Below are 24063 nucleotides of genomic sequence, written 5' to 3' on the forward strand. Positions count from 1 at the left end.
GTTGATAGGCCGGATCTGGAAGCCAGGTAACTGGTGGAGGTGACCGGTACTAATAGGCCGAGGGCTTGTCCTCAGTTGCTCGCGTCCACTGTGTTGGTTCTGAAACCACGAACAGCCCCGCCCGGTGAGGGTGGTGCGGCGTTCACAGTTTCATAGTGTTTCGGTGGTCATAGCGTGAGGGAAACGCCCGGTTACATTCCGAACCCGGAAGCTAAGCCTCACAGCGCCGATGGTACTGCAGGGGGGACCCTGTGGGAGAGTAGGACACCGCCGAACAATTCTTGGGAAAGGCCCACGCCGGAAGGCGTGGGCCTTTCTGCATTTCAGAAGGTGACTTCGGCTGTTTTGACGATTCCGCCCCGGCGGCCGGGTGCATTCTGGCCGCTCCAGTAGAGGTTGGTGTGGGCGATGACCTGTTCCGGGGCCGGCGCCCCGTACTCGGTGAGGTCCTCCGTGGTGTGCGCGTCGGCGACCAGCGTGGCGTCGTAGCCCCGCACGAGGGCGCCGTGCAGGGTGGAGCGGATACAGAAGTCGCTCTGGGCCCCCGTGACGACAAGGCGGCCCACTCCGCGCTGTGCGAGGACGGACTCCAGGTCGGTGTCCTCGAAGGAGTCCCTGTAGCTCTTGGCGACGAGGGGCTCGGAATCGAGGCGCTTCAGTTGCGGGACGTACTCCCAGCTCTCGGTACCCGGCGCCAGGTCCTCGTCCTGGTGCTGCACCCAGATCACCGGGACGCCCGCCGCGCGGGCCCTGTCGACGAGGGTGCTGATGTTGGCGATGACGCCGTCGCGGTGCGGTGAGCTCGGCACCATCACGCCGTTCTGGACGTCGATGACGAGCAGGGCGGTGTGCGGGCGTTGGGACAGTGTTGTCATGACTGGCACAATATGGGATGCCGCTGACAACGGGCCGGCACTACGGTGGCCCCCATGAGCACCTCGACCATCGGTGACTACGTCATCCGAGCCATACGACCCGACGACTGGCCCCGAGTGAAGCAGCTGCGGCTGGAAGCCCTGCGGGACCCGGTCGCGCACCTCGCCTTCCTGGAGACCTACGAGGAGGGCGCCGCCAAGGCGGACTCCTTCTGGCAGGACCGGGCCGTCGGTTCCGGTGAGGGGTCCACGGCGGCGCGGCAGTTCATCGCCGAGGCCTCCGACGGGACCTGGGCCGGCTCGGTCACCGTACTCATCGAGGAGGCCGGGACGAAGGACTGGGCCGGGCTTGCCGTCGAGCGCCGGCAGGGGCATGTGGTCGGGGTGTACGTCCGGCCCGAGCACCGGGGGAACGGGCTGATCAAGGCCCTGCTCGACGCCGGTGTGGAGTGGGCGCGGGAGCGGGGCTCGGAGCGCGTACGGCTGCTGGTGCACGAGGACAACGACCGGGCCCAGAGCGCCTACCGCAAGGCGGGGTTCGTGCCGAGCGGGGTGATCGTGCCGTTCGTGCGGGACCAGGTGCAGCACGAGGTGGAGTTCGTGCTGGAGTGGCGGTCCTAAGACCTGTCCTGGGAAACCCGTCCTGGACCTGTCCTAGACCGGTAGTTCCTGGTGCGGCCAGCGGGAGCGGGCCTGTTCGCGGGAGCGGAGCAGGGCGAGGGCGGGCAGGCCCTGGTCGGTGCCGGTGGCCAGCAGCTCGGGGAGCTGCGGGATGGGGGCCACGGCCGCGATGTCGTCCAGCACGAGGGTGAGTGGTGGGTCGAGCCGACCGGAGGATGACCGTTCGGCCATGCGCCGGCCGCGCTCGACCACGCTGGAGACGAGGGCCGTCAGGAGCGGCATCGCGCCGGGGTTGCTCCGGGGGTCCTCGATGGATTCACCGACCACATAAAGCGTGCCCCCTTCGTGGACGAAGGAATCCAAGGCGAGCGCATCAGTTCGGCTGGGGGTGCAGGCCTCGCGGATGTTGACGGTGAACAGGGCCGAGAGGGCTCGGCTGGTCAGCTCCTGGGCGATGTCGCGGCGTTCGGGGTGTGCGGTGAGCGCGGCCTCGAGTTCGCCGGCGGCGCCGGGGGCGGCCTTGGGGTGGGTACGGAGGGTCCGTACGGCGTCCTGGACCTGGTTGCCCTGGGACCAGCGGTGGACGTGGCGGATGGTGCGGTTCTCCAGGGCGGCGGCGTGGAGGTAGCTCCGCAGGAGCGTCACTGCGGTGTCGGCCACGGCCTGGTCGATCCTGGCCGTCGGCTGTACGGGTCCGAGGAGGGCGGTGGCTCTGCTCAGCGCGGTCTGTTTGTCCTCGCAGCCGGTGGTGGGGGACCAGTGGAGGCGGGCCGGGGTGTCGCAGAGGTGGGTGGGGTCGTAGAGGAGGGTGGGGCCGAGTTTGGCTCTGGCGTCCTTCGTCTCGGACCAGAGGGCGGGGTTGGAGGTGACGACCAGGGCGGGGCCTTCCGCGTCGCGTACGGCTTGCGCGGCGGCCGTGCGGCGGGCCGCGGGTGGGGCGTAGAGCACCGGGCCTTCGGGGCGAGTGGTTTCCCAGCCGTCCACCCTTTCACCGTCGGCTTCACCGTCGGCCGAGAGGGGGGCCAGGGGCTTCTGCGGTGCCGGGTCCGGCGGGGTCGCCCTGGGCTGCGGGGCCGGGAGGGCCTGCGTCGGCTCCGGCTCCGAACGCGGTACCGGCACCTCGTACCGCCGTTCCGGAGCCGTCGGCATCGCCTTCTGGGCCCGCGCCCGCGCTCTGCCCGCCCGCCATCTCGCCACCGCTCCCATCACGAACACGGTGAGGACGAACAGGACCATCAGCTGGCCGATGAACAGGCCCCAGAACAGGCCCCAGCCGGAGAGCCGGGCGGCGGGGGTGTCGGGCCAGGCGCCGGTGATGTCGTGAGGTGCGCCGATGAGGTGGCGCATGGCGAGGGGGGTGCGGGTGAAGGTGACGCCGTGCGGCCAGGCGCCCTTGGCGAAGAGGGCGGCGAGGCCCGTGGCCGTCCACACCAGCACGGTCATGCCGAGGAGGAAGGCGAGTACGCCGACCAGCAGGCCGTCGGGGATGCCGCCCTGGCCCTCCCGGCGATCCTCGCGGCGGTCGCGAGCGTCCGGTCTCACCCGTTCCTCCCCTGCCTCTGCCCCGGCTCCGGCCCCTGCGCCTACGCCACCGTCGACTCGGAGTCGCCCAGGTGCTGTTCCACGAAGGCCGCCGCCCGCTGCTCGGCCTCCAGTTCGGCGGCGCGCAGCGCGTCGTCGGCCGTGAGGTCGCTGGAGGACTCGGTCATCGCGCGGTCGGTGAAGACCAGCGGGCGTTCCGTCTCCGTGACCAGGTGTTTGACCACCTGGACATTGCCGTTGACGTCCCATACGGCGATGCCGGGCGTCAGTGTCGGGATGATTTCCACGGCCCACCTCGGCAAACCCAGCACCCGGCCGGTGGCCCGGGCCTCGTCGGCCTTCTGGGCGTAGATGGTCCTGGTGGAGGCCATCTTCAGGATCGCCGCCGCCTCCTTGGCCGCGGCGCCGTCCACGACGTCGGACAGGTGGTGCACCACCGCCACGAAGGAGAGACCCAGCCGGCGGCCGAACTTCAGCAGGCGCTGGAACAGCTGGGCCACGAACGGGCTGTTGATGATGTGCCAGGCCTCCTCGACCAGGAAGATGCGCTTCTTGCGGTCGGGGCGGATCCAGGTGTGCTCCAGCCACACGCCGACGATCGCCATGAGGATGGGCATGGCGATGGAGTTGCGGTCGATGTGGGAGAGGTCGAAGACGATCAGCGGGGCGTCCAGGTCGATCCCCACGGTCGTCGGGCCGTCGAACATGCCGCGCAGGTCACCGTCGACCAGGCGGTCCAGGACCAGGGCGACGTCCAGGCCCCAGGCCCGTACGTCGTCTATGGCGACGTTCATCGCCTCGGCCGACTCCGGCTCGGGGTGCCGTAGCTGCTCGACGATGTCGGAGAGGACCGGCTGGCGGTCGAGGATCGACTCGTTGACGTAGGAGTGGGCGACCTTGAGGGCGAAGCCGGCACGTTCGTCCAGGCCGTGGCCCATCGCGACCTCGATGATGGTCCGCAGCAGCGCGAGCTGGCCGGTGGTCGTGATCGCCGGGTCCAGGGGGTTGAGCCGGATTCCGTGGTTCAGGGCGGCCGTGGGGTCGAGCCGGATGGGAGTTATCCCCAGCTCCTCCGCGATCAGGTTCCATTCGCCGACCCCGTCCTCGCCCTGGGCGTCCAGGACGACGACCTGGCGGTCCCTGAAGCGCAGCTGGCGCAGGACGTAGGTCTTCTCCAGGGCCGACTTGCCGTTGCCGGACTCGCCGAGGACCAGCCAGTGCGGGGCGGGGAGCTGCTGGCCGTAGAGCTGGAAGGGGTCGTAGATGTAGCCCTTGCCGGAGTACACCTCGCGGCCGATGATGACGCCGGAGTCGCCGAGGCCGGGCGCGGCCGTGGGCAGATAGACGGCCTGGGCCTGGCCCGTGGAGGTGCGCACCGGCGGCCGGGTCGTCTCGACCTTCCCGAAGAGGAAGGAGGTGAAGGCGTCGGTGAGGACGGACAGCGGATCCCGCATCGGTGAATCAGCCCCTACCTTCGGATGCCGGTGGCGAAGGGAAGTGTGTTCACGAAGGCGCGGTGGTGCTCTCGGTCGCACCACTCCAGCTTGAGGTACGACTTGCCGGCGGAAGCTCTTATCGTGCGCTTGTCGCGGTTGAGGGCCTCCGGGGTACGGGCGGAGACGGTGATGTAGCCGACGAGGTTGACGCCGGCGGCGCCGCTGGCGAGGTCCTCGCCGCGCTGGTCGATGCGGTTGTGCGCGGCGACGTCGCGCGGGTCGACGGTGCGGTTCATCTTGGCGGCGCGGGAGGCTTCGGCCTCGTCGTTGGTCTTCTCGGTCAGCATGCGTTCGATGGCTACCTCGGTGGGTTCGAGATCCATCGTCACCGCGACCGTCCGGATGACGTCCGGGGTGTGGACGAGGAGGGGTGCGAGGAAGTTGACGCCCACCGGGGTCATCGGCCACTCCTTCACCCAGGCCGTGGCGTGGCACCAGGGCGCGCGGGTGGCGGACTCCCTCGTCTTCGCCTGGAGATAGGTGGGCTCCATGGCGTCGAGCTCGGCCGGCCAGGCGTTGCGCTTGGTCATCGCCTGGATGTGGTCGATGGGGTGGTCCGGGTCGTACATGGAGTGGATGAGGGAGGCGAGCCGGCCCTGGCCCAGCGGCTGGCGGACCCGGATGTCGGCCTCCTGGAGGCGGGAGCAGATGTCGGTCAGCTCACGGGCCATGACCACCGCGAGCCCCGCGTCGCGGTCGACCTTGCCGCCGCGGGCGCGGACGGCACGGGCCATGGCGTGTGCCTCGGCGGCCAGTTCCCGGTTGTAGGTCATACAGGCGACGAGGTAGGCGCGGTGCTGCTCGCTGCTGGTGGACACCATGGACTGCAGCTGGTCGTACGACTGCTGGAGCCAGCCGGGGGAGCGGGTGTCACCGCGCTGGGCGACGTCCTTGGCGTGGGCGTCGGGGTCGGCGGGCAGGGTGCGGGCGAGCATCTGCAGCCGGGTCACGAACCCGTCGCCGTTGGCGACGTGCTTGAGGAGCGTGCCGAAGCGGTCGACCAGGGCCTCCTGGTCCTCGGAGTCGCGCAGGCCGACGCCGGGACCTTCGATCTCGATGGCGGCGGTGACGGTCTTGCGGTCGGCGTGCAGCAGTACGGCGATCTCGTCGGGCCCGAAGGGGGCGGCGAGCCAGGTGATGCGGCCGATGCCCGGGGGCGGGCCGACCTCCACCTCCCGCCCGTCGAGCCGCGTGCCCGCCTCCATGACGCCGGAGCGGTAGACGGCTTGGCCGCCCTTGACGGCGCGCTTGTAGCTGCGGTTGATCTCGAACCACTTGTAGAAGGTGCGGCGCTTGTACGGCACGTAGACCGCGGCGAGCGCGAGCAGCGGGAAGCCCGTCAGCAGCACGATGCGCAGGGACAGGACCGGGACGAGCAGGCCGCACATCATGCCGAGGAACGCGCCCGCGACGATCAGCGCGATCTCGCCGGACTCGCGGTTCCGGCCGATGATCGCGTTCGGCCGGGCGCGGCCGATGAGATACGTACGGCGGGGCGTGACCGGATGGGACAGGTGGGACTCGGTCGTCAACGCCCTTCACCTCCCGTGCGGTTGATATTGCGGGTGTTGCCGGCGTGCGGGGTGTTGGCGGGGCTGGGCGCGCGGGGCGCGGGCGCGGCGGAGGGGACGGCTCCGCCGCCGGTGGGGGTACGGCTGCTGTGGGCGGCGACGCCGCCGGTGGCGGGGTTGGCGGGGCGCGGGGTGCTGCCGCCGGTCTGTCCTCCGCCGGCTGCGTTGTTGTCGGCGCGGGAGCTGTGGGTCTTGATGCCCTGGGCGACGAGGGTGGCGGGGGAGCTGATGACGGCGGCGGCCTTGCTCTCGGCGCCCTGCATGATGCGGTTGTTGCGGCCGTTGGCGATCTCGTCGCCGAAGCCGGGGACGAAGCGGTAGATCATCGCGCTGGCGAAGATGGCGAGCAGGATGATGGCGAGGCCGGAGACGACGGCGGAGAAGGAGTCGGGGCCGTTGCCGCTGGACAGGGCCCCGGCGAGGCCGAGCACGATCACGATGACGGGCTTGACGAGGATCACGGCGATCATGATCCCGGCCCAGCGGCGGACGTGCCCCCACAGGTTCTTGTCGACGAGGCCGGCGTAGACGACGGTGCCGAGGAGGGCGCCGACGTAGAGGAGCGCGGCCCTGATGACGAGCTCCAGCCAGAGGACGCCGGCGGCGAGGATGCTGACCAGGGAGACCACGATCAGCATGATCGGTCCGCCGCCGATGTCGGTGCCCTTGCCGAGGGCGCCGGAGAAGGTGCCGAAGAACGTGTCGGCCTGGTCGCCGGTGGCCTTGGCGAGGACGTCCGTGACGCCGTCAGTGGCCGACACGACCGTGTACAGGATCAGCGGGGTGAAGGCGGAGGCGAGCACCGTCAGCCACAGGAACCCGACGGCTTCCGAGATGGCGGTGGTCAGCGGCACGCCGCGCACGGCCCGCTTGGCCACGGCCAGGAGCCACAGCAGGAGCGTGAGGATCGTGGACGCGGCGAAGACGATCGCGTACTGCTGCAGGAACTTGGGGTTGGTGAAGTCGACGTTGGCGGTCTCCTTCACGGCCTTGCTGAGCTTGTCGATGGTCCAGGTGGCGGCGTCCGCGCAGCCCTTCGCCAGGGAGGAGAGGGGGTCGAGGGTGTCGGTGAGGGGGTTGTTGGTGGGCCCGGTCACGCCGGACTTGGAGCCGCCGCCGTCGTTTTGGCAGTACTTCTTGGCAGGCCCGGCGATTAGCGAACAGGGGTCGTTGCTCTTGGAGGGTGTCGGGTTGGGGGCTGCGGCGGCGCGTGAGGCCAGGAGTACGACCGTGGTCTGTACGGCGGCCACTAGGCCGGTGAGCTTGAGCGTGCGGTGCTGGCTACCGGGCATAGGTGAAGCCTCCGAACTCCTGGACCGCCTTGCTGATCTCGTCGGCCCCGGACACAGGGTTGTCACCGGCGACGGGGGTGGGACCGGTTTTCTGGGTGGATTCCAGGACCTTCCAGTCACTGTTGATCCAGCGCAACTTCATGGCCACGGTGAACCAACTGCTGGTCACCGGGTTGGTTGAACCTTCGCCGGCGATGCCGAAGAGGCCGTTGCACCAGACCTCGACCGTGACGGCGCCGCTGTTGTACGACGTCACCTTTGTGCCGACCGGCATCGTGCGATCCACGAACGTGCTGCCCACGGGTGCACTGCCGTCGTTGTTGAGCCCGATCTTCCTCAGGAACGCAGCCGAGTAGTCGGCATCGAATCCCGACTGGAGACTGTTCACGGTGCTGGGATCGGCGATGGTCTGCACGATCTGGTGCCGCCGGACGTTGTTGAACATACCGTCAGAGCCGAGGAGCGTCGCATAGTTCGCCGCCGCACTCTCCGCCCCTTGCTCCGTATGCGCGAAGCCCGACGGGATACCGCCGGTCTTGGCGTCCACCGGTCGCGTGCCCGTGGCGGCGGTGGACGACGTGTGTGGCTGGGAGCCCTTGGCCGTCGACCCGCCCCCGGACGATTGGTCCCCCCGGTTGGCGAAAGCGATCGCTGCGATGAGGAGGACGACTACGCCGACGACCGTGATCAGGGAGCGGGAGGAGGAGCGGGTGGGGCGGCGGGGGGCGCCGCCGTAGGGGTCGGTTTCGGGGAGGCGGGTGCGGGTGTGGCCCGTGTCGCCGTAGTCGGTGTAGGCCTGGTCGTCTCCGGAGGTCATGGCGTGCGCGCTCCCTCACCCTCGTAGGCGTACGACGGTAGCCGTGCTGGTTGCCGCGCGGGCGCGGTGTGGTGACTCGACATCAGGGAGACGCAACCTTCAGGGGACTCAGACCGCCATGCCGTACACGATCGTGAACAGGGTGCCGAGGGAGCCGATGATGAAGACCCCGGTCAGACCGGCGATGATGAGGCCCTTGCCCTGCTCGGCGCTGAAGGTGTCCCGGAGGGCCGTGGCGCCGATGCGCTGCTTGGCGGCGCCCCATACCGCGATGCCGAGGCAGAGGAGGATGGCGACCGCCATCACCACCTCGATCATGACCTTCGCCTCGTTGCCCAGGCTGCCGAAGGGGCCCCAGTCCGGAGCGATTCCGCCGATGATGGTGTTGATGTTTCCCTTGTCGGCCGCAAAGAGCATGTAAGTCACCGCCCCTGGTGGGTAGTTCCGTTGGTCCCCTGCGGTGTGCAGAGGTCAGGCCTCATTGTCGCCGACAACCTCGCCAACGCATGTCGACTTGACGTCATTGACTGGCGGGTTTCGTACGAATGGCACGTACGGTCACTCTGTGTATCACGGCAGGTCACGCCGGGCAACGAGGTCCGACCGGAACCTGTCGTGTGGTTCGGTCGTTGTCGTCCTTTACGACCTGGCACGATTTCTGACGGCTGGTCGGGTGAGGCGTCGAGATGATGTTCTCATGGGCGGGGGCGGGAAACCGGACACAGCCCCGGCCGCCGGGTCGGCCACCGCCGAGGCGTCGGCGATCGTGCGCTTGCCGCGGCCCGTGTCCGTCGGCAGGCCGGCTCGGCGTCGTACGCCGAGCGGCCGGAGTCTTCGGTGCTGCTCGTCCTTCACGCGTCGTACGACGTGTCCGACGACGCCTCGGAGCCGCCGTAGCCGCCGTAGCCGCCGCAGCCGGTGGAGGCGTTTGGAGACGTTGGAGACGTACTTCGCGCCCAGGCCGACTGGAGGCCGGTGGGGTTCGACTCGCAGGTCACGCTCAACTCTCGGGTCACGCGCCGGGAGTTGGACAGGGAAGACGGGCCGCGGCCGGCTGCCGTGGCCCGTCTTCCTCTCCGTGCCGCCGAGGGGACCCCACGTCCCCCTCATTCGGCGGCTCCCCGTGACCCGACGGGGTGGTCGTGCGGGTGGATCAGCTCGCGGAGAAGGCGCTGGTGCCCTCCGGGGTGCCCCAGCCGGTCGGGCCGTCGTAGCCGGACCCGGCGGTGCAGAAGTAGTCCGTGTCGCAGGTGCCGTTGCTGCCGCTGGTCACGTCGTTCAGGGCGGAGGTGCCGGCCGCGTTGTACGGGTACTGGGCCGGGTAGTCAGTGCTGCCGGGCGTGCCGGCGAGGGCGTAGACCGAGGCGATGATCGGCGCGCTGGCGCTGGTGCCGCCGTAGGTGTTCCAGCCGGTGCCGTCGGAGCCGTAGGTGTCGTAGACGGAGACGCCGGTGGCGGGGTCGGCCACGGCGGACACGTCGGCGATCATGCGCTTGGCGCAGCCGCTGTCGGTCTGCCAGCTGGGCTTGGCGTCGTAGGCGGAGCAGCCGGAGCCGGTGCCCTCGGTGCTGGAGGTGTTCCAGACGGACTCGGTCCAGCCGCGGCTGTCGGAGGAGGTGGACAGGCTGGTGCCGCCGACGGCGGTCACGTACCGGGAGGCGGCCGGGTACTCGGCGCCGTAGCCCCCGTCGCCCGCGCTGGCGGTGATGGCGACGCCCGGGTGCTTGTAGTACGAGGTGTCGTACGACGTGTCCGACGACGACTCCGAGCCGCCGTAGCTGTTGGAGACGAACTTGGCGCCCAGCTTGACGGCCTCGTTCACGGCCGTGCCCAGGTTGGCGTCGGACGCCGACTTCGCCTCGACCAGCAGGATGTTGCAGTTCGGGCAGGTCGCGCTGACCATGTCGAGGTCGAGCGACTCCTCACCGGCCCAGCCGCTGTCGGCGGAGGGGAGCGAGGTGGTGGAGCCGGTCTGGCCGACCTTCTTGAAGCAGCCGTTGCCGGTGGTGCAGTCCGGCAGGCCGTAGTACGACCGGTAGGCCGCGAGGTCGGACTCGGCGTTCGGGTCGTCGTAGGCGTCGACGATGGCGACGGTCTCGCCGGAGCCGTTCGAGGACGCGGCGGAGGTGAGGCCGTACGCCGACTGGATGTCGCTCGGGCCGTAGCCGGTGGGGGAGTCGGAGGCGGCCTTCGGGGAGACGGTCTTCGGCGTCATGCCCTTCAGGGCCGCCTGCTTCTCCATGAAGGCGGTGGTGCCGCCGGTGACGCGCAGGGCGTCGCAGGCGGCGAAGCCCTTCTTCGGAGTGGCGCCGCACGCCTTCTCGTAGCGCACATGGGCCTTGGCGACCTGGGCGGCGACGGCCTTGGCGCTCACCTTGTGGGGTGCGGTGGCGGCTTCGGCGTGGGCCGCGGTGGTCACACCGGCGGCGAGGAGCGCGGCGGTGGCCGCGGCGGCCGACCCGACGCGGCGCCATCTGCCGCGTATGTGGGGGGAGGTGGGGGTGGTCGTACGCAAGGTACAGCCTCCTGGAAGTGGTGGACAGAGGCCTGCGGGTGTGGGGGTCCACCGGTGGGTGACCGGTGGGGGCGGCGGCCCGCGACGACCATCGCCTTGTTGAGTACGCGACAACAAGTGGCTTTCGGAATTCTGACTCCCGCGTTACTCAAGGCGGTTGGGGGATTGCTGATCAATGGCTGTGTGCTGGCGCTGTGCTGGGGGCCGCTTGACCCGGGGCACAGGTCCCGTACAGAGGGGGAACGGCCGGCCCGGGCGGGCTCACCGGGGCTTGAGGCCGTGGAGCAGCAGGTGGACGTGTTCGTCCAGGCCGCTCATGGCCTCCTCGGCGTCGAGCGCGCAGGCGGCGATGAGGGCGGCCAGGCCGTGCAGGCTCGCGGCGGCGATCATGGTGATCCGCTCGGGGTCGCCGGCGACGATCTCACCCTGCTCCTGTGCCTCCGCGATCATCCGGGCGAAGGAGCCGAGGGACTCGTCGACGGCGGCGGCGAGCTGGGCGGAGCTGTCGGGCGCGTGCTTGCGCGCGAACATCAGCTCCAGCAGCTCCGGGTTCTCGACGGAGAAGCCGAGGTAGGCCCGCGCGAGCGCCGCCATGCGTCCCTCGAAGGTGAGGCCGGGCCGTGCCGCGGCGGTGCCCAGGGCCTGGTTCAGGCGCTCGTACCCGTCCAGTGCGAGGGCGTCTATGAGCGCCTGCTTGTCCTTGAAGTGCCGGCCGGGGGCCGCGTGGCTCACCCCGACGTCCCGGGCCAGCTCGCGCAGCGAGAGCGCGCCGACGCCCTTCTCGCGCAGGGTGCGCTCGGCGCTCTTGAGCAGGGCGGCGCGCAGGTCTCCGTGGTGATAGGGGCGGTTCGTCGGTGACGGGGACAGGCGCGGCATGCGGACCATCGTACCCCGATGTTGTCATTGACATCATTGTTGTCGATGCCTACTTTGGAGCCATGAGCGATAAATGGAACGCGACCCAGCTCCCCGACCTGACCGGCCGTACGGCCGTCGTCACCGGCGCCAACAGCGGCATCGGCTTCGTCGCCGCCGAGGCGCTGGCCCGCGCCGGAGCGCATGTGGTCTTCGCCGTACGGGACCTCACGCGGGGCGGCGCCGCCGCGGCGAAGGTGAGCGGCAGCACCGAGGTGCGCCGCCTGGACCTGGCCGATCTGGACTCGGTGCGGGAGTTCGCGGCCGGCTGGGACCGCCCGCTGGACCTGCTGATCAACAACGCGGGTGTGATGATGCTGCCGGAGCAGCGCACCAAGCAGGGCTTCGAGATGCAGTTCGGCACGAACCACCTGGGCCACTTCGCGCTGACGAACCTGTTGCTGCCGCATGTGACGGACCGCGTGGTGACGGTGTCCTCCAGCCTCCACCGGGGTGGCGACGGAGTGATCCACTTCGAGGACGTGAACCTGCGGGGCCGCTACACCCCCACCCGCGCCTACGCCCAGTCCAAGCTGGCGAACCTCCTGTTCACCCTGGAACTCCAGCGCCGCCTCACCGAGGCCGCCTCCCCGGTGCGGGCCCTGGCCGCCCACCCCGGCTGGGCCGCCACGAACCTCCAGAGCCACCACGCGAACCCCCTGATGAGGGGTGTCATGGAGATCGGCAACAGGCTGTTCGCCCAGAGCGACAAGGCCGGCGCCCTGCCGACCCTGTACGCCGCGAGCCAGGACCTGCCCGGGGCGGCGTACGTCGGCCCCGGCGGCCTCGGGGAGATGCGCGGCGCCCCCACGCTCGTCGGCCGCAGCCGGGCGGCCGGTGACGCACAGGCGGCCCGGCGGCTGTGGACCCTGTCGGAGGAGCTGACCGGAGTGGAATGGAGCCTGAAGCCGGCCGGCCGACTGTGACGTGCTTGTCCATGCCGAGCTGCCGCCATGACGGCTTTCTGATCGGCAGTCACGGGTGTCCCACCCTCCTTGTCACCCACATGGCGCAGTAACCCCCCGCACCATCCCTGTTGGAGGCGACGGAACGTAATCGCGGCTGGTCGGAGCATGATTGCGGGCACGCCGGGCGCCCAACGGGAGGTTTCACAGGAAAATCTCAGTTAAGTCGCAGCGGGATTCTCACGTTCGTGGGGGACAGTGAGCACTGATGAAGCGCATCTCACGCATCACGGTCACCTCGCGTCCCGCGCTGCTCGGGGCCGTGGTGATGCTCGCCCTGACCTCGGCGTCCGTAGCGGCCGCCGATGACGGGCCGGGGCCCCTCGGGGTCACCGCCGATGCCGCCGCGACCCGGCACACGGCGCGGATCGGCGCGCTGTTCGGCGCCGACCGGGCCGACGACCTGTCCGGCGGTCACTTCTGCACGGCCTCGGTCGTGCACAGCCCGCGGGGCAACCTCCTCGTCACCGCCGCGCACTGCGTGGGCGAGGCCGACAGCGATCTGGTGTTCGTGCCGGGCTACCGGGACGGACAGGCGCCGTACGGGGTGTGGAAGGTCGAAAAGCGCTACCTGCCCGACGGCTGGTCCAAGGACCAGGACGAGGACAGCGATCTGGCCCTCGTCACCGTCGACGACCTGGACGGCAGGCGGATCGAGGACGTCGTGGGAGGGAATCGGTTCACCCCCGGTACGGCCACCGGGGCCACCGCCGTGACCGTCACCGGCTACCCCGACTCCCGCGAGGTACCCGTCAGCTGCACCAACAAGCCGACCGCGCACAGCAGCACCCAGCAGCGCATTGATTGCCCCTCCCTCACCAGCGGCACCAGCGGCAGCCCCTGGATCAACGGTGACCAGCAGGTCGTCGGCATCCTCGGCGGCCACGAGGAGGGCGGCTCGACCGACGACGTGTCGTACAGCGTGGTGCTCGGCAGCCGGGCGGCCGAGTTGTACAAGGACGCGATCGGCGATCCTTGAAGTGCGGGCGGTGGGAAAGCGGCTGCTGCCGGGGGTGCACCTGGGGTCAGCCGCAGTCCGGCCGGCCTGCCGTTCGGCCAGCGGATCGCCGCCAATGGAGTCGTCTTCCCGTCCGTCTCTTCCGTCGCACTCACCGCCGGCCTCTCGGCCGCCGCCTTCGTCGCCGCTGCCGCCGCCGCGCGCTGGGCGACCCGGCGCCGGCACAGGCTGCTGAAGCATGCCGGCCGGGACGACACCGGTCGGCGCGGAGAGGGAGAACGCGGTGGGCGGGACGACGTCCCTGAAGGGGACACCGCTGAGCGGGCCGAACGGGCGTCGATGACCGAGGGGGCGCTGTAGGCCCACCGCACCAACAGGGAAGACGGGGCAGCGGCCCTTCCGGGGCCCTGGCCCGGCCCCGGCGCGAGGCGGAGACGGCACGGGCGGTCCGGAGTGCCTGTGGGCCCAGCCTGATCGACCCTCGTCGGACAGACAGGAGCGGCAGAGTCCTCACGCGGGAACACCGGGTGAGGACCGGCTTCCGGGGCAGGTACCGGACCCGCAGTGGCACCGCATCCGCACACCCGGCGACAGCGGCAGCGTCATGTGCGTCGGGTTCGCTGTGAAATGACGCCACATCACGCCGAATCCGCCTTGAACCGTCGTCGCATGGGGGAAAGTTGAACCGTGCGGAAGGTATGGGTGATCGGTGGGGCGGCCGTCGGGCTCGGCATGGGCTTCGTCATGCTGCTCGTCATCGGGGTGTACGTCGTCGCCGGGAACCTCGTCAACGGAGTCACCTCGGGAGGCCGGGGGCTCGCCAAAGGTGCCGTACCGGCCGCCTACAAGTCGCTCGTGCAGAAGTGGGGCAACCTGTGCCCGGCGCTCACCCCCGCGCTGCTCGCCGCCCAGCTGTACCAGGAGAGCGGCTGGAACCCGACGGTCGTCAGCCCGGCCGACGCGCGCGGCATCGCCCAGTTCATCCCCAGCACATGGGCCACGCACGGCATCGACGGCAACGGCGACGGCAAGCGGGACATCTGGGACCCCAACGACGCGATTCCGTCGGCCGCTTCGTACGACTGCGAGCTGGCGAAGTATGTGAAGGACGTGCCGGGCAACGTCTCCGACAACATGCTCGCCGCCTACAACGCCGGTGCCTATCGCGTGATAAAGGCCGGCGGGGTTCCCCCCATCACCGAGACGCAGGACTACGTCAAGCGGATCCGGAGCCTGTCGCAGAGCTTCGCCGCGCCCGTGAGCCGCATCGATCCCACCCAACAGGCCGCCGGTGCCATCGCGTTCGCGCAGAGCAAGCTGGGGACGCTCTATCTGTGGGGTGGTGAGGGGTCGGCCGAGCAGGGCGGGCGGTTCGACTGTTCGGGGCTGACGCAGGCCGCGTACGCGAAGGTGGGCATCGATCTGCCGCGCGTGGCCAACGACCAGTACAACGCCGGTCCGCATCCCTCGCGGGACCAGCTCCTCCCGGGTGACCTGGTGTTCTTCTCCACCGACCGCAGCGATTCGCGGGCCATCCACCACGTGGGGATCTATGTGGGCGGTGGGTACATGATCGACGCGCCGCGGACCGGGGCCGTGATCCGGTTCGATCCGATCGACCTGCCGGACTACTTCGGCGCCACGCGCGTCACCGAAGATGGCGCAAAAGCGCTCCCCACGACGGTTTGACAGGATGTGACCCAGCGTGAAACACCCACCTGAGCTGCGATGATGAGTCTCTCTTCGATAACGTCTGCGTGATCATTCAGTGGAGAGTGGAACGTATTGATGGGGACCGTGCGTTCCTGTTGACGTAGCCGAGCAGACGTCAGTACGGGCAGTGCGGCAGTGCAGCGGAAGCGGATCTACGAACCACGGGGGTAGGAGCGGCGCACACGAGGTGCGTCCGGTAGCCGACGAAGGGGCCGCAGCACCATGGCTGTACTCGCCGAATCCGGATCGAACCCCGACGTCGAGCTGCTCTACGACATCAATGGCCTGGCCAAGGACGCGCCCCACTGGTTCGACCGGGTCATGGAGTTCGTCGGCGAGTACGGACTGCTGGTCGCCATGGTGCTGCTCGTGCTGTGGTGCTGGTGGTCCGTGCGGCGCCGGGGCGCCGAGGATGCCGCGTCCTGCGTCGCCGCGCTGCTGTGGGCGCCGCTCGCGGCCGGCATCGCGGTGCTGGTCAACATCCCGATCCGCGGCTTCGTGGAACGTCCCCGCCCCTTTGTCGAACACCAGGGGCTGGACGTCCTCGTCCCCGGCAAGACCGACTTCTCCTTCGTCAGCGACCACGCGACCATCACCATGGCGCTGGGCGTCGGCCTCTTCGTCGCCAACCGCCGCTTCGGCGTCGCCGGGATCGGGCTCGCCCTGCTGGAGGGCTTCTGCCGGGTCTACATGGGCGTGCACTACCCGACGGACGTCGTCGGCGGCTTCGCGCTCGGTACGGCCGTCGCGCTGCTGCTGTCCCCGCCGGCCATGGCGCTGCTCACCCCGCTGATGCGGGCGGTGGAGCGGTCGCCCCGGGCCGGGTGGATCGTACGGCGGCGGGCGGCGACGCCGGCCGGCCGGGACGCGGTGCTGCCGAGCACCCGTTCCTCGCTGGAGTCGGAGGAACGGGACCTGGCGGCGTAGGGCTGCCGAGGAGGCACCCCTTCCCAGCGGCTACAGCCCCTGCGCGTAGGAGAAGAACCGCTGCGGGTCGTACTGCTTCTTCACCTGGGCGAGCCGGGTCGCCGCGTCCCCGTAGTAGGCCTTCTTCCAGTCCCGCAGCGTCGGGTCGGCGTAGTTCTGGTACGCCGCACCGGAGGCGTACGGGGCCATCGCCTGGTGGGCCGAGGTCAGCCAGGACTGGGCCGTGCCGCCGGAGGCTCCCGCGCCCCAGGACGCGATGTACTGGGCCAGCATCCGGGAGCGGCGGTGGACGAAGGCCGTCGCCGTGGGGGAGACACGGTTGACCGCGCCGCCGAGGGCAGTGAAGGCGATGCTGCCCGCGCCGCCCCGCACCGAGCCGATCTGCCGCAGCACGGTCTGGATGCCCGCCGCCGACAGCGAGCGGTCGAAGAAGTCCGAGCGGGCCGCGTACGTCTCCCGGCCCAGGCGGCCCTGGGGGGAACGGCCGGGGGTGGAGCCCGGCAGGTGGCACTGGGCGTCCGCGGAGAAGGAGGAGCAGCCGGCGTAGATCTCCATCGCCTCCTCGTAGCCCCGGCGGCGCAGGGTGACGGAGGAGGCGTTCGCGCCGGCCGCGTGGGCCAGGCGGTCCACGGCGTTCTGCAGTTCGCCGTAGGTGCCGAGGGAGAAGCAGGCCACGGAGATGCTGGGGGTGCGGCCCGGTGAGCACTCCAGGTGGAGGGAGGACCAGATCTCGTCCGGCTGGCCGGGGCCCCACTCCTGCCAGGCCTTCAGCACGCCCGCGGCCTTGGACCAGGGCCATGTCATGTACGCCGTCACCGCCTGCGGCGCCGGGTGGGTCTTGAACTGCAGCTCGGTGACGACGCCGAAGTTGCCGTTGCCCGCGCCGCGCAGCGCCCAGAAGAGGTCGGAGTGGGTCGAGGCGTTCGCCGTCACCTGGGTGCCGTCGGCCGTGATGACCGTCGCCTGGGTGAGGCTGTCGCAGGTCAGGCCGTAGGCGCGGGAGGCGACGCCGTGGCCGCCGCCGAGCACCAGGCCGGAGACGCCGACGGTGGGGCAGGAGCCCGCGGGGATGGTCGCGCCCTTCGCGGCCAGCGCCCGGTAGACGTCGATCAGCTTGGAGCCGGCGCCGACGACGGCCTGGCCGCCGGAGACGCGTATGCGGTTCAGCCGGGACACGTCGAGGATCAGGCGGTTGTCGCCGGAGGAGTAGCCCGCGTAGGAGTGGCCGCCGTTGCGTATGGAGACCCGCACGCCGTGGGCCTGGGCGTAGGCGAGGGTCGTACGGATGTCGTCGGCGTGGGCGACGTAGGCCACCGCGGCGGGCTTCAGGGTGTCGAAGCGGGTGTTGTACAGCTGGTGGGCCGTCGTCCAGGTCGCCTCGTCGGGCCGGACCAGGGTGCCGTCCAGGTCATGGGCGAGAGCCGTCCAGTTCGCGGCGGCGTTCTCGCTGGTGGTCTTGAGAGACGTGAGCGAGGATGAGCCCGTGCTCGCCGAGGCGGTGGACCTGCCCGCGCCCGAGCTGCAGCCGGTCAGTGCGGTCGCGGCCAGTACGGCCGTGCCGCCCGCGATGAACGTACGCCGTTCCATGCCCATCGTCCCGTGTCGCCTTTCCGTGGACCCCCTTGGTCCTACGTGGGGTGAGACGGCCGTGCGGGTACGTTGGTTCGTAACAGTTCGCACACAGGGAATCGAACGTCGAAGACGTGTGCGCGTAACCCGGGCGTCGGAACCTCTGCGTGCCCTCCCCGTGAGCATTCCGTGACCTAACCGGGCCGACGGCAGGGGTTCACCCGCCGTTCACTTCCGGCCATCGGCGGCTTCACCTGTTCTGCCTAATTTCGGCCGTGCACGGTGCGGAGCGCGGCCCTATATGCGCTCGCGCTCCTCCATACCTCGCACGCCGCCGGACAGCGGCGGCTCCTGGAAGGAACTCCTGAAAGTGATGCTTCAGCGCAAGAACCGGCTGCGCGCCCTTTCGCTCGGTGCGATCGCCGTGACCGGCACCCTGGCCCTGACGGCGTGCGGCTCCAACGACAACGGTGGCGGTTCGAAGGCGTCGGGCAACCCGTCCGGCTCCACCAACGCCTCCTCCATCAAGTGTGACAACGCCAAGGGCCAGCTGCTCGCAGACGGCTCCTCCGCGCAGAAGAACGCGATCGACGCCTGGGTCAAGGAGTTCTCCCAGGCCTGTGGCGTGCAGATCAACTACAAGGGCGGCGGCTCCGGCGCCGGTGTCACCTCCTTCACCCAGGGCCAGCTGGCCTTCGCCGGTTCCGACTCCGCGCTGAAGCCGGCCGAGGTCACCGCCTCCAAGCAGGTCTGCTCCGGCGGCCAGGGCATCGACCTGCCGATGGTCGGCGGCCCGATCGCCCTCGGCTACAACGTCCCGGGTGTCGACAACCTGGTCCTGGACGCCCCGACCATCGCCAAGATCTTCGACAGCAAGATCACCAACTGGAACGACCCGGCGATCAAGAAGCTGAACCCGTCGGCGAAGCTTCCCGACCTGAAGATCCAGGCGTTCCACCGCTCGGACGAGTCCGGCACCACGGACAACTTCACCAAGTACCTGATCGCCACCACCCCGGACAACTGGAAGTACTCCGGCGGCAAGGCCTGGCAGGCCAAGGGCGGCCAGTCCGCTCCGCAGTCCGCGGGTGTGGCCCAGCAGGTCAAGCAGACCTCCGGCGCCATCGGCTACTTCGAGCTGTCCTACGTCAAGGACGGCCTGAAGGCGGTCTCCATCAACACCGGTGCCAGCAAGCCGGTCGCGCCCAGCACCGACTCCGCCACCGCCGACATCGCGGCCGCCAAGGTCGTCGGCACCGGCAAGGACCTGTCGCTGAAGCTGGACTACGCCACCAAGGCCGAGGGTGCCTACCCGATTACCCTGGTGACGTACGAGATTGTCTGTGACAAGGGCAACAAGGCGGACACCCTGCCCGCCACCAAGGCCTTCCTGCGCTACATCGCCAGCGAGGACGGCCAGAAGATCCTCTCCACGATCAACTACGCGCCCGTTCCCGACGCGATCATCAGCAAGGTCCGCACCACCGTCGAGGGCCTGAGCTGACCTGATCCGAAAGTGCGGCCCGTGCCCGACAGGGCCCGGGCCGCACCGTCCGGTGCACCGCCGCCAGGAGCCGCCGCCCCGCCAGGGGCGGCCGGCTCAGCAGACCGGAGAACCCGATGGACATATCGACCAAGAAGACGGACACACCTCCTCCCCCCACGCCTCAGCCCACCCTGGCCGAGCAGAAGCGCAACGCCCGCGGCGCGACCCGCGCGGGTGACCGCCTCTTCCTCGGCCTGTCCCGTGGGTCCGGCATCCTGCTGCTGGTGATCATGGCCGCGATCGCGGTCTTCCTCACCTACCGTGCCTCCCTCGCGATCGGCAAGGACCACGGCAACTTCCTGACCACCTCCGAGTGGAACACCAACCTCATCCCGCCGACCTTCGGCATCGCGGTACTGGCCTTCGGCACGATCGTCTCCTCGGTCATCGCCATGCTGCTCGCCGTCCCGGTCGCGGTCTCCATCGCGCTGTTCATCACGCACTACGCACCGCGCCGGCTCGCCGGTCCCGTCGCGTACGTGATCGACCTGCTCGCCGCCGTGCCGTCCATCGTGTACGGCCTGTGGGGCGCGCTGATCCTCGTCCCGCACATGAACGGCCTCTACGGCTGGCTCAACGACTTCTTCGGCTGGACCGGCGTCTTCTCCTGGGACCAGGGCGCCCCGCGCTCGATGCTCACCGTCGGCATCCTGCTCGCGATCATGATCCTGCCGATCATCACCAACGTGAGCCGCGAGGTCTTCCGCCAGGTCCCGCGCATGCACGAGGAGGCCGCCCTGGCCCTCGGCGCCACGCGCTGGGAGGTCATCCGCATGTCCGTGCTGCCCTTCGGCCGCTCCGGCGTGATCTCCGCGTCGATGCTCGGCCTCGGCCGCGCGCTCGGCGAGACGATGGCCGTGGCCACCGTGCTCTCCCCCGACTTCATCATCCACGCCAGCCTGCTCAACCCGGGCGGCGGCACCTTCGCCCAGAACATCGCCAGCAAGTTCAGCGAGGCGACGGAGTTCGGCCGGGACGCGCTCATCGCCTCCGGTCTGGTCCTGTTCGTCATCACCCTGCTGGTCAACGGCGCGGCCCGGCTCATCATCGCCCGCCGTGCGGAGTACTCGGGGGCCAACGCATGAGCACCGCAGCCGTCACCGACAAGCGCCCCAGCACCCTGCGCGGCGCCAGCCTGCCCAAGTGGTCGCCCTGGGCGATCGCCGCGGGCTCCCTCGCCCTGGGCGTCGGCATCTCCCTGGCCGCCGGCCTGGACAGCAAGATCCAGTGGGGTCTGATCGCCGCGGTCCTGTTCGTCCTCGGTACGTACGTGATCGCCGCGCGCGTCGAGGGCCGCCGGCAGGCCAAGGACCGCATCGCGACCAGCCTCGTCTGGGTCGCCTTCGTGCTCGCCGTGGTGCCGCTGGTCTCCCTGATCTGGGTGACCGTCGCACGCGGTGTGAAGGTCCTGAACGTCTACTTCCTCACCCACTCCATGGGTGTCGTCGCCGACACCGAGCCCGGCGGCGGCATCTACCACGCCATCATCGGCAGCCTGGAGCAGGTCGGCCTCGCCACCCTGATCGGCGCCCCGATCGGCGTGCTGACCGCGATCTACCTGGTGGAGTACGGCCGCGGCCGGCTCGCCAAGGCCGTCACCTTCTTCGTCGACGTGATGACCGGTATCCCGTCGATCGTCGCGGGTCTGTTCATCCTGTCGCTGATGCTCATCTTCAAGATGCAGCCGTTCGGCTTCGCCGGTTCGCTGGCCCTGGCCATCCTGATGATGCCGGTCGTCGTCCGGTCCACCGAGGAGATGCTCAAGCTCGTCCCGAACGAGCTGCGTGAGGCGTCCCTGGCGCTCGGCGTGCCGAAGTGGCGCACCATCCTGAAGGTGGTCCTGCCGACCTCCCTCGGTGGCATCACCACCGGCATCATGCTGGCGATCGCCCGCATCGCCGGTGAGACCGCGCCGGTTCTGCTGCTGGTCTTCGGCAACCCGTTCATCAACAACAACCCCTTCGAGGGTGCGCAGGCGTCGCTGCCGCTGTACATCTACCAGCAGTTCGCCAACAGCGCGGGTTCCGGAGCGGCGTACGACCGTGCGTGGGCGGCCTCCCTGACGCTGATCGCCTTCGTGATGATCCTCAACCTGGTGGCCCGCAGCATCGCTCGCTGGAAGGCTCCGAAGACCGGTCGCTGACCGTATCGATTTGCGGCTACCGCCGCGTGGCGGCCAACCCCGGCGGCTGACAAGACTTATCTGGAAGTGAAGTAGACATGGCCAAGCGAATCGACGTAAGCGGACTGACCGCCTACTACGGCTCCCACAAGGCGATCGAGGACATCTCGATGACCGTCGAGCCGCGTTCGGTGACGGCGTTCATCGGCCCCTCCGGCTGCGGCAAGTCGACGTTCCTGCGCACGCTGAACCGTATGCACGAGGTCACCCCCGGTGGCCGCGTCGAGGGCAAGGTGCTGCTGGACGACGAGGACCTGTACGGCGCCGGGATCGACCCGGTGTCCGTCCGCCGCGAGGTGGGCATGGTCTTCCAGCGCCCGAACCCGTTCCCGACGATGTCGATCTTCGACAACGTGGCGGCGGGCCTGCGCCTGAACGGCAAGTACAAGAAGAGCGAGCTGAACGACGTCGTCGAGAAGTCGCTCAAGGGCGCGAACCTCTGGAACGAGGTCAAGGACCGCCTGAACAAGCCGGGCTCCGGGCTCTCGGGCGGCCAGCAGCAGCGTCTGTGCATCGCGCGCGCGATCGCGGTCGAGCCGAAGGTCCTCCTGATGGACGAGCCCTGCTCCGCCCTGGACCCGATCTCCACCCTCGCCATCGAGGACCTGATCGGGGAGCTGAAGGAGCGCTTCACGATCGTCATCGTGACGCACAACATGCAGCAGGCGGCGCGTGTCTCGGACCGTACGGCGTTCTTCAACCTCGCTGCGGTGGGCCAGCCCGGCCGCCTGATCGAGATCGACGACACCGAGCGCATCTTCTCCAACCCGTCCGTCCAGGCGACCGAGGACTACATCTCGGGCCGCTTCGGCTGACCGGCGCGCCGGCTTCGGCTGAGCCGAGGCCGGTGTCCCAGGACCCCTCGCGGTGCTGCATGGCGGTGCCACCGCGAGGACGCAGGAAGGGCCCGCCCCTGGCTTCCGGGGGCGGGCCCACTGCGTTCGGCCGCTACGGATTGAGGTCCAGCACACGCACCGGCTCGCCGATCCACCGGTCCGGGGTGGTGGTGGCGACGATCGCCCCGTCGGGACGGTCCGGGGTGGGCTGAGCAGCGTACTGACAGTGCGCCGCGGCCCACGTGTTCTGCCGGGCGACCGCCAGGGCGGCGGGCAGGTCCAGGTCCAGGACGATGATGCCGGGAAGGGCGGCGAGATGTTCTGCCGTGCCGGGGCGGGACCGGTCGCCTTCGACCAGTGCGCACGCCGGGGCGTACAGGTACCAGCCGGTCTCCACGTGGGCGCGGTGGATCAACCCGCCGTCCGGGCCAATCGGCGGTCCAGCTCGCTGTCGAGGTCCCGTTCCTCCGCGGGACTGGGCGCGTAGCCGGTCCACTCCGTCAAGGCGGCGCGGGCCTGCTCGGCCCGCTCGGCCCGCTCGGCGGGCGTGAGCAGGGTTTCGGCCAGCCGCACCAGGTAGGCGCGCAGCGACATCCCTTCGGCTGCCGCTATGGCGGCGAGCCGGTCCCGGGCCTCCTCAGGGATACGGATGTTGGCGTCGGACATCTCGGACTCCTCTGCACACCACGGGTACGGGTACGTACCCGTGCCCCACCAAGGGCTACAGCACCGTCAGTTTCAGCACGCCGAAAGCCAGCGCAGCGACCAGCCCTGCTGCCGGCATCGTGATGAACCAGCCCAGGACGATGTTCTTGGCCACGCCCCAGCGGACGGCGTTGACGCGCCTGGTCGCGCCGACGCCCATGATCGCGGAGGTGATGACGTGGGTCGTGGAGATCGGCGCCTTGAAGAGGAACGCGGTGCCGAACATGATCGAGGCGCCGGTGGCCTCGGCCGCGAAGCCCTGCGGCGGGTCCAGCTCGATGATCTTGCGGCCCAGGGTGCGCATGATGCGCCAACCGCCCGCGTACGTGCCGAGGGACAGCATCACCGCCGAGACGATCTTCACCCAGACCGGGATCGGCTCGCCGAACGTCTCGTGGCCGGAAATCACCAGTGCCATCACGACCACACCCATGGTCTTCTGGGCGTCCTGGAGGCCGTGCCCGAGGGCCATGCCCGCCGCCGAGACCGTCTGCGCCATACGGAAGCCGCGCTTGGCCTTGTGCGGGTTGGCCCGGCGGAACAGCCACATGATCGCCAGCATGACGAGGTAACCGACGATCAGACCGACCACCGGGGACAGGAACATCGGGATGATGACCTTGTCCAGCACGCCGTTCCAGTACACCGCCGTACCGCCCGCCAGGGCCGCGCCGACGAGGCCGCCGAACAGGGCGTGGGAGGACGAGGACGGCAGGCCGAAGTACCAGGTGATCAGGTTCCAGGTGATCGCGCCCAGCAGGGCCGCGAAGAGGATGCCCATCCCCGTCGAGCCCGAGGGGGTCTCGATCAGGCCCTCGCTGACGGTCTTGGCGACCCCGGTGCCGAAGAAGGCACCGGCCATGTTCATGACCGCGGCCATGGCGAGCGCCGCCCGCGGGGTCAGCGCCCGTGTCGACACCGACGTCGCGATCGCGTTCGCCGAGTCGTGGAAGCCGTTGGTGTACGTGAAGAAGAGCGCGACCGCGATGGTCACGACCAGGGCGAAGGTGTCCATCGA

21 protein-coding genes, 1 rRNA gene and 1 pseudogene are annotated in these 24063 nt (G+C 69.7%); 10 read left to right on the top strand and 13 right to left on the bottom strand.

Going from position 1 to position 24063, the window contains the following annotated elements:
- The first annotated feature begins 159 nt into the window (after window positions 1–159).
- A 5S ribosomal RNA gene (gene rrf, locus ACWDEN_RS01930) occupies window positions 160–276 on the top strand.
- A 47-nt stretch (window positions 277–323) separates the two neighbouring features.
- Here the strand turns inward: rrf and ACWDEN_RS01935 are convergent.
- Window positions 324–875 (bottom strand): cysteine hydrolase family protein, encoded by a 552-nt coding sequence (locus tag ACWDEN_RS01935; protein ID WP_351615014.1) that lies wholly within the window; start codon window positions 873–875, stop codon window positions 324–326.
- A gap of 54 nt (window positions 876–929) precedes the next feature.
- Here ACWDEN_RS01935 and ACWDEN_RS01940 point away from each other — a divergent pair, with 54 nt between their 5' ends.
- Entirely contained in the window at window positions 930–1496 is a 567-nt protein-coding gene (locus ACWDEN_RS01940) for a GNAT family N-acetyltransferase (protein WP_351615017.1), read from the top strand.
- A 33-nt stretch (window positions 1497–1529) separates the two neighbouring features.
- Here the strand turns inward: ACWDEN_RS01940 and ACWDEN_RS01945 are convergent, their stop codons facing one another.
- The 8 genes from ACWDEN_RS01945 to ACWDEN_RS01980 all read right to left on the bottom strand — a co-directional run bounded on the left by ACWDEN_RS01945 (window position 1530) and on the right by ACWDEN_RS01980 (window position 11605).
- Window positions 1530–3038 (bottom strand): type IV secretory system conjugative DNA transfer family protein, encoded by a 1509-nt coding sequence (locus ACWDEN_RS01945; protein ID WP_351615020.1) that lies wholly within the window; start codon window positions 3036–3038, stop codon window positions 1530–1532.
- 41 nt (window positions 3039–3079) lie between these two features.
- Window positions 3080–4492, bottom strand: a complete 1413-nt coding sequence (locus tag ACWDEN_RS01950; protein WP_228626652.1) for an ATP-binding protein — start codon at window positions 4490–4492, stop codon at window positions 3080–3082.
- Between the two features lie 14 nt (window positions 4493–4506).
- The gene (locus tag ACWDEN_RS01955; RefSeq protein ID WP_351615022.1) at window positions 4507–6066 is read right to left on the bottom strand and encodes an SCO6880 family protein; all 1560 of its coding nucleotides are present in this window, start codon (window positions 6064–6066) and stop codon (window positions 4507–4509) included.
- On the bottom strand, window positions 6063–7397 hold the full coding sequence (locus ACWDEN_RS01960; protein WP_351615025.1) for a hypothetical protein: 1335 nt from the start codon (window positions 7395–7397) through the stop codon (window positions 6063–6065). The genes ACWDEN_RS01955 and ACWDEN_RS01960 overlap by 4 nt, the downstream gene beginning before the upstream one ends.
- Window positions 7387–8214 carry a hypothetical protein gene (locus tag ACWDEN_RS01965; RefSeq protein WP_351615028.1) on the bottom strand — a complete coding sequence of 276 codons (828 nt, stop codon included), beginning with the start codon at window positions 8212–8214 and terminating at the stop codon, window positions 7387–7389. Before ACWDEN_RS01965 ends, ACWDEN_RS01960 begins: the two co-directional genes overlap by 11 nt.
- A 108-nt stretch (window positions 8215–8322) precedes the next feature.
- Window positions 8323–8631, bottom strand: coding sequence for a hypothetical protein (locus ACWDEN_RS01970; RefSeq protein WP_351213614.1), 309 nt, complete (start codon window positions 8629–8631; stop codon window positions 8323–8325).
- Between the two features lie 736 nt (window positions 8632–9367).
- Window positions 9368–10729, bottom strand: a complete 1362-nt coding sequence (locus ACWDEN_RS01975; RefSeq protein ID WP_351615031.1) for a S53 family peptidase — start codon at window positions 10727–10729, stop codon at window positions 9368–9370.
- A gap of 261 nt (window positions 10730–10990) precedes the next feature.
- Window positions 10991–11605, bottom strand: coding sequence for a TetR/AcrR family transcriptional regulator (locus ACWDEN_RS01980; RefSeq protein ID WP_351615034.1), 615 nt, complete (start codon window positions 11603–11605; stop codon window positions 10991–10993).
- Window positions 11606–11667: 62 nt separating this feature from the next.
- Between ACWDEN_RS01980 and ACWDEN_RS01985 the strand changes: the two genes are divergently transcribed.
- The 4 genes from ACWDEN_RS01985 (at window position 11668) to ACWDEN_RS02000 (ending at window position 16207) form a co-directional block, all read left to right on the top strand.
- Entirely contained in the window at window positions 11668–12570 is a 903-nt protein-coding gene (locus ACWDEN_RS01985; RefSeq protein WP_450856709.1) for an oxidoreductase, read from the top strand.
- A gap of 247 nt (window positions 12571–12817) precedes the next feature.
- Window positions 12818–13588, top strand: coding sequence for a trypsin-like serine peptidase (locus tag ACWDEN_RS01990; RefSeq protein ID WP_351615040.1), 771 nt, complete (start codon window positions 12818–12820; stop codon window positions 13586–13588).
- 711 nt (window positions 13589–14299) lie between these two features.
- Window positions 14300–15256 carry a bifunctional lytic transglycosylase/C40 family peptidase gene (locus ACWDEN_RS01995; RefSeq protein ID WP_351615114.1) on the top strand — a complete coding sequence of 319 codons (957 nt, stop codon included), beginning with the start codon at window positions 14300–14302 and terminating at the stop codon, window positions 15254–15256.
- Between the two features lie 246 nt (window positions 15257–15502).
- Window positions 15503–16207, top strand: a complete 705-nt coding sequence (locus ACWDEN_RS02000) for a phosphatase PAP2 family protein (RefSeq protein ID WP_351615042.1) — start codon at window positions 15503–15505, stop codon at window positions 16205–16207.
- A gap of 30 nt (window positions 16208–16237) precedes the next feature.
- Here ACWDEN_RS02000 and ACWDEN_RS02005 read toward each other — a convergent pair whose 3' ends face one another.
- A complete protein-coding gene (locus tag ACWDEN_RS02005; RefSeq protein WP_450856712.1) occupies window positions 16238–17794 on the bottom strand; it encodes an FAD-binding oxidoreductase in 1557 nt (518 codons plus the stop codon).
- Window positions 17795–18146: 352 nt separating this feature from the next.
- Here ACWDEN_RS02005 and pstS point away from each other — a divergent pair, with 352 nt between their 5' ends.
- The 4 genes from pstS to pstB all read left to right on the top strand — a co-directional run bounded on the left by pstS (window position 18147) and on the right by pstB (window position 22319).
- The gene (pstS, locus tag ACWDEN_RS02010) at window positions 18147–19280 is read left to right on the top strand and encodes a phosphate ABC transporter substrate-binding protein PstS (protein ID WP_351615117.1); all 1134 of its coding nucleotides are present in this window, start codon (window positions 18147–18149) and stop codon (window positions 19278–19280) included.
- Window positions 19281–19396: 116 nt separating this feature from the next.
- Window positions 19397–20407: a phosphate ABC transporter permease subunit PstC gene (pstC, locus tag ACWDEN_RS02015; RefSeq protein ID WP_351615047.1), complete on the top strand. Its 1011-nt coding sequence runs from the start codon at window positions 19397–19399 to the stop codon at window positions 20405–20407.
- Window positions 20404–21465 carry a phosphate ABC transporter permease PstA gene (pstA, locus tag ACWDEN_RS02020; RefSeq protein WP_351615050.1) on the top strand — a complete coding sequence of 354 codons (1062 nt, stop codon included), beginning with the start codon at window positions 20404–20406 and terminating at the stop codon, window positions 21463–21465. Before pstC ends, pstA begins: the two co-directional genes overlap by 4 nt.
- Before the next feature lie 77 nt (window positions 21466–21542).
- Window positions 21543–22319, top strand: a complete 777-nt coding sequence (gene pstB, locus ACWDEN_RS02025) for a phosphate ABC transporter ATP-binding protein PstB (protein WP_351615054.1) — start codon at window positions 21543–21545, stop codon at window positions 22317–22319.
- 133 nt (window positions 22320–22452) lie between these two features.
- Here pstB and ACWDEN_RS02030 read toward each other — a convergent pair.
- The 3 genes and pseudogenes from ACWDEN_RS02030 to ACWDEN_RS02040 form a co-directional block, all read right to left on the bottom strand.
- A pseudogene (locus ACWDEN_RS02030) lies at window positions 22453–22755 on the bottom strand (hypothetical protein); the annotation flags it as partial.
- The gene (locus ACWDEN_RS02035) at window positions 22752–23006 is read right to left on the bottom strand and encodes a hypothetical protein (RefSeq protein WP_450856715.1); all 255 of its coding nucleotides are present in this window, start codon (window positions 23004–23006) and stop codon (window positions 22752–22754) included. The gene ACWDEN_RS02035 and the pseudogene ACWDEN_RS02030, both read right to left, overlap by 4 nt.
- Before the next feature lie 55 nt (window positions 23007–23061).
- The gene (locus ACWDEN_RS02040; protein ID WP_351615059.1) at window positions 23062–24060 is read right to left on the bottom strand and encodes an inorganic phosphate transporter; all 999 of its coding nucleotides are present in this window, start codon (window positions 24058–24060) and stop codon (window positions 23062–23064) included.
- Between the last annotated feature and the right edge of the window lie 3 nt (window positions 24061–24063).

Source organism: Streptomyces sp. NPDC001153, assembly GCF_053598315.1.

Excerpts from the sequence above, each read along its gene's own strand:
- ACWDEN_RS01935 (WP_351615014.1), bottom strand. The coding sequence starts at position 875 with ATGACAACACTGTCCCAACGCCCGCACACCGCCCTGCTCGTCATCGAC.
- ACWDEN_RS01940 (WP_351615017.1), top strand. The coding sequence starts at position 930 with ATGAGCACCTCGACCATCGGTGACTACGTCATCCGAGCCATACGACCC.
- ACWDEN_RS01950 (WP_228626652.1), bottom strand. The coding sequence starts at position 4,492 with ATGCGGGATCCGCTGTCCGTCCTCACCGACGCCTTCACCTCCTTCCTC.
- ACWDEN_RS01960 (WP_351615025.1), bottom strand. The coding sequence starts at position 7,397 with ATGCCCGGTAGCCAGCACCGCACGCTCAAGCTCACCGGCCTAGTGGCC.
- ACWDEN_RS01965 (WP_351615028.1), bottom strand. The coding sequence starts at position 8,214 with ATGACCTCCGGAGACGACCAGGCCTACACCGACTACGGCGACACGGGC.
- ACWDEN_RS01970 (WP_351213614.1), bottom strand. The coding sequence starts at position 8,631 with ATGCTCTTTGCGGCCGACAAGGGAAACATCAACACCATCATCGGCGGA.
- ACWDEN_RS01980 (WP_351615034.1), bottom strand. The coding sequence starts at position 11,605 with ATGCCGCGCCTGTCCCCGTCACCGACGAACCGCCCCTATCACCACGGA.
- ACWDEN_RS01985 (WP_450856709.1), top strand. The coding sequence starts at position 11,668 with ATGAGCGATAAATGGAACGCGACCCAGCTCCCCGACCTGACCGGCCGT.
- ACWDEN_RS01990 (WP_351615040.1), top strand. The coding sequence starts at position 12,818 with ATGAAGCGCATCTCACGCATCACGGTCACCTCGCGTCCCGCGCTGCTC.
- ACWDEN_RS01995 (WP_351615114.1), top strand. The coding sequence starts at position 14,300 with ATGGGCTTCGTCATGCTGCTCGTCATCGGGGTGTACGTCGTCGCCGGG.
- ACWDEN_RS02000 (WP_351615042.1), top strand. The coding sequence starts at position 15,503 with ATGGCTGTACTCGCCGAATCCGGATCGAACCCCGACGTCGAGCTGCTC.
- ACWDEN_RS02005 (WP_450856712.1), bottom strand. The coding sequence starts at position 17,794 with ATGGAACGGCGTACGTTCATCGCGGGCGGCACGGCCGTACTGGCCGCG.
- pstC (WP_351615047.1), top strand. The coding sequence starts at position 19,397 with ATGGACATATCGACCAAGAAGACGGACACACCTCCTCCCCCCACGCCT.
- pstA (WP_351615050.1), top strand. The coding sequence starts at position 20,404 with ATGAGCACCGCAGCCGTCACCGACAAGCGCCCCAGCACCCTGCGCGGC.
- pstB (WP_351615054.1), top strand. The coding sequence starts at position 21,543 with ATGGCCAAGCGAATCGACGTAAGCGGACTGACCGCCTACTACGGCTCC.
- ACWDEN_RS02035 (WP_450856715.1), bottom strand. The coding sequence starts at position 23,006 with ATGTCCGACGCCAACATCCGTATCCCTGAGGAGGCCCGGGACCGGCTC.
- ACWDEN_RS02040 (WP_351615059.1), bottom strand. The coding sequence starts at position 24,060 with ATGGACACCTTCGCCCTGGTCGTGACCATCGCGGTCGCGCTCTTCTTC.